Source organism: Salinibacter sp., from assembly GCF_036626415.1.
Lineage (GTDB): Bacteria > Bacteroidota > Rhodothermia > Rhodothermales > Salinibacteraceae > Salinibacter.
Map to the genome: position 1 here is coordinate 1 of NZ_JAZKRW010000184.1, position 4,352 is coordinate 4,352.

The following is a 4,352-nucleotide window of genomic DNA, read 5'->3' on the forward strand; positions in this document are numbered from 1 at the left end:
ATGCGCACCTGCGCCCTCGCCCTCCTCACGATCCTCCTCGCCGCGCCCGCCCACGGCCAGTCCGCGGACGGCCCCTGGACCCTCGACCACGTCCTGACGCAGCGCTCGCTGACCGACGTGGACATCGGCCCGGACGGCGACCGCGTGCTGTGGGTGAAGGAAACGCCCGATCCCGAGGCCGACACAGAGCAGTCGGACGTCTACCTCACCTACCGCGACGACCCGCACGGCGGCGACGCGACGGCCACCCTTCAGCTCACTCGCACCGGCGACAACCGCGACCCCCGCTGGGGCCCGGAGGGGGAGCACATCGCGTTTGTGTCGTCCCGCGAGACGGAGAACGACGACGGCGGCGGCACCCAACTCTGGCGGCTCGACCCGCGGGGCGGGGCCCCTGAGGCCATCACGGCGGTGGAGCACGGCGTCCAGGACGCGCGGTGGCTCGACGCCGAACGCCTCCTGTTCACGGCCCGGGAGCAGAGCACCCGCTACGAAGAGCACCTGGAAGCGACGGAGGACGACGCCGACGTCATTGAGGACACGACGCTCTTCCGGCCGGTGCGCCTCTTCACCGTGCACGTGGAGACGGGCGACGTCACCCGTGTGACGGAGAATGACCACCAGATCGAGGAGTTTGCGCCGTCGCCGAACGGCCAATACGTCGTCTACAGCCTCGCCGACTCTCCGATCAGCGCCGACGCCCGCAACCAGCCGCACCAGTTCCTGCTGGATCTGGAGACGGGCACGACGACCGAACTCTTCGCCGAACAGTACTTCGATCCCTCCAACTTTCAGTGGACGGCCGATGGCGACGGATTCTACGCCACCGACTCATATTCCTCCGATCCCGAGCACGAGGGCGCCGGGATCACGAAGCTGTACCACTATGACCTGGATGCCCGCGACTACCAGGAAGTCCCGCTCGACTGGGGCGACAAGGGCGTCGGCTACGGCGGATACACGGTCGTGGACGGCGGCGTGCACGTGCAGCTGGCCGACGGGCCCACCTTCGAGCCCCGGTTCTACCGGAAAACAAGCGACGGATGGACCCTGGAGGAGGTCGCCGACGAGCGATTCGAACACGCCTCTTCGTTTACCGCCGGGCCCGACGGCGAGACGATCGTGTTTAGCCACTCGACCGCCGACACGCCGCCGTCGTACCGCGTGGGCACCTACCGCGACGGCCAGGTTCAAAGCGACGAGACGCTCACGACGCTCAACGAGGGCCTCGACGACCTGCCGATTCCGCGGGCGGAGGTCGTGACGTGGACGGGCGCCAACGGCGACACCGTGAACGGCATCCTGCACTACCCGCTCGACTACGACCCGGACCGGGCCTACCCGATGATGACCGTCATTCACGGCGGGCCCAGCGGGGTGGACCTCGACGCCTGGAGCCTCGGCTGGACGGTCTACGCGCCCCTCCTCGCTCAGCGCGACGCGTTCGTCTTCCGCCCCAACTACCACGGCTCCGGCCACCACGGGCTCGACTTCGTGGAGTCGATCAAGGGCCGCTACTACGAGCTGGAGGTGCCCGACATCGTAAGCGGCATCGACAGCCTGGCGAACGCGGGCACGGTCGACCGCGACTCCCTCGGCGTGATGGGCTGGTCGAACGGCGCCATCCTGACCACGCAGCTCACGATCGAACACCCCGAGCTCTTCCAGGTGGCCGCGCCCGGCGCGGGCGACGTCAACTGGACCTCCGACTACGGCAACTGCGCGTTCGGCGTGCGCTTCGACCGGTCCTACTTCAAGGGCGCGCCTTGGGAGTACACGGAGCACTACATCCAGAAGAGCCCGCTCTTCGAGATGCCGAAGGTGCAGACGCCGACCCTCATCCACCACGGCACCGAGGACCGCGCCGTGCCCTACGAGCAGGGCTGGGAGTACTACCGCGCCCTCCAGCAGATCGGCAACGCGCCGGTGCGCTTCCTGAGCTATCCCGGCGAGCCGCACGGCCTGGGCGAGCTGTCGCACCAGCGACGCAAGATGGAGGAGGACCTGAAGTGGATCGACACGTATCTCTTCGGCGAAACCTCGATGGAGGAGCGCGTGGAGGAGCGGCTCCTGGCCAACGACGCCCCGCTCTCGCTCCTCGAAAGCGCCGGCGCGCCCGCCGAGACCGATGGCCACTACGGCACGCGGGTGAATGGCACTCTCGTCCCCGAAACCGTGACGCTCGGCGACACGCTCACGGTGGGCCGCTTCGAGGTGACGCGGGCACAGTTCCGGGCGTTCGACAGCAGCTACGACGTGCCTGAGGGTACGGCCGACCATCCGGCCAACAACCTCTCCGCGGACCGGGCGCAGGCCTACGTCGACTGGCTAAGCGAGCAGACGGGCCAGAACTACCGCCTGCCCACCGCGGACGAACTCGCGGCCCTGAAAAACGCGCGCAGCGGCCCGGACGAGAACACGCCCGCGCACTGGGCCGGCTTCACGCCGACCCCGGACGAGTCTCGCGCCCTGCGGGCCCGCCTGGACCAGCACCCCACCGACGCGCTCCTGATGCCGGTAGGGAGTCGCCCGCCCGGACACGGCAACGACGGCGCCGGCCCGCTGCTCTACGACGTGGACGGCAACGTGGCCGAGTGGGCCCGCACCGACGACGGCCTCCAGCCCGAAAACGCCTCCGCCCTGACCCTGACGGATCCGAAGGCCGAGAACGCGCCGGACGTCCCGCGCCGGGTGACGGGACTGCGTGTAGTGCTCGACCGGTAGATCGACTTTGTCTCAAGACCCGGGACTGCCCGGACGCCCCTTCTCTCGTCACGCCATCTTCAATCCGTAGCGGACCGGCCCAGGGATCCTTCGCAGGCGGTACGGGTGTGATTACATCCGTCTTGTGACAAAGTGGCAGGGACCTCTTTCCTGCCCACCGCCCTGCGTCGTATCGTGCTGAAGACTCCCCTTTCCCCATGGACCGTGCCTCCCTCCAGGAACGCTTCGGCATCGTCGGTGAGTCCGACATCATCAAGAACGTCATCGACCAGGCCCGTCAGGTGGCCGACACGGACATTACCGTGCTGCTGCAGGGCGAGAGCGGCGTCGGCAAGGAGCTCATCGCCCAGGTGCTGCACGAGCTGTCGATGCGCCGCCACGAGCAGATGGTGGTGGTCAACTGTGGTGCCATCCCGGAGGGCCTCATCGAAAGCGAGCTCTTCGGGGCCGAGAAGGGGGCCTACACCGGGGCCGTGGAGGAACGGGTCGGCTACTTCGAGGAGGCGGACGGCAGCACCATTTTCTTGGACGAGATCGGCGAGATGCCGAAGAACGCGCAGGTGCGCCTGCTCCGCGTGCTCGAGACGGGCCGCTTCAGCCGCGTCGGGGCGTCTCAGCAGCAGCAGGTGGACGTCCGCATCGTGGCGGCGACGAACAAGGACCTCGCGGAGGAGGTGCAGGAGGGCAATTTTCGCAAGGACCTGTACTACCGCCTGAGCACGGTCCTCATCGACATCCCCCCGCTGCGGGAGCGCCCGGAGGACATCCTGCCCATCTTCGAGACGTTCCTCCACGAGTTCTCCCAGGAGTACAGCTCCGCCCGGAAGGAGCTGACGGAGGACGCGACGGAGCTCCTCCAGTCCTACCGCTGGCCCGGCAACGTGCGCGAGCTCCGCAACATCGCCGAGCAGGTGGCCGTGCTGATGCGCCAGCAGGAAGTGTCGGCCGATGACCTGCGGCCCCTCTTGCGCGACATCGGGCAGGCCTCGGCCTCCACGGACCTGATGCGGGTGGATCCGGAGCCGCAGGGCCAGGGCTCGGGCGCCGGCTCCGAGGATGACCTTCGCCAGCGCGAGCTGCTGTATCGAGCCATCCTGGAGATGCGCATGGACATGCGCGACCTGAAGGAGCAGATCGGGTCCTTGATGTCGAACGTCGGCGTCGTGGTGCCCCGGGAGGTGGCCGAGCGGGGCGACTTTCCGGGCGACTACGACGACTTCGTGGTGGTCAACAACGAGGAGGCGCCCGATCGTCCCCGTCCGCATCGGGACCGGGACCAGCGGGGCGGCGGAGAGGTCGACTCGATGATGCGGGACGTCGTCTACGAGGTGGACGAAAGCGGCCCGGCCCGGCCCACCCGTCCCCGCGAGAAGCGCCCCCGCGAGGAACGTCCGACGACGACGGAGCCCGAGGTGGCCCGGCCCTCCTCCACCGAGGCCGAGGCGGAGATTGAGCCGGAGCCGCCCGACGAGCCGGAAGAACTGCCCACGCTCGAGGAGGCTGAGAAGCAGCTCATCAGCCAAGCCCTGGAACGGTTCGACGGCAACCGCCGCAAGACGGCCGAGGCGCTCGGCATTAGCGAGCGGACGCTCTACCGCAAGCTCAAAGACATCGACGAGGACCTGTAG

The 4,352-nt window shown here is 68.4% G+C and carries 2 protein-coding genes; both read left to right on the top strand.

Going from position 1 to position 4,352, the window contains the following annotated elements; all coding sequences use genetic code 11:
* Window positions 1-2,724 (top strand): prolyl oligopeptidase family serine peptidase (locus V5A20_RS13310; protein ID WP_332327555.1); only part of this gene is annotated, 2,724 nt, incomplete at its 5' end.
* Between the two features lie 197 nt (window positions 2,725-2,921).
* On the top strand, window positions 2,922-4,352 hold the full coding sequence (locus V5A20_RS13315; protein ID WP_332327556.1) for a sigma-54 interaction domain-containing protein: 1,431 nt from the start codon (window positions 2,922-2,924) through the stop codon (window positions 4,350-4,352).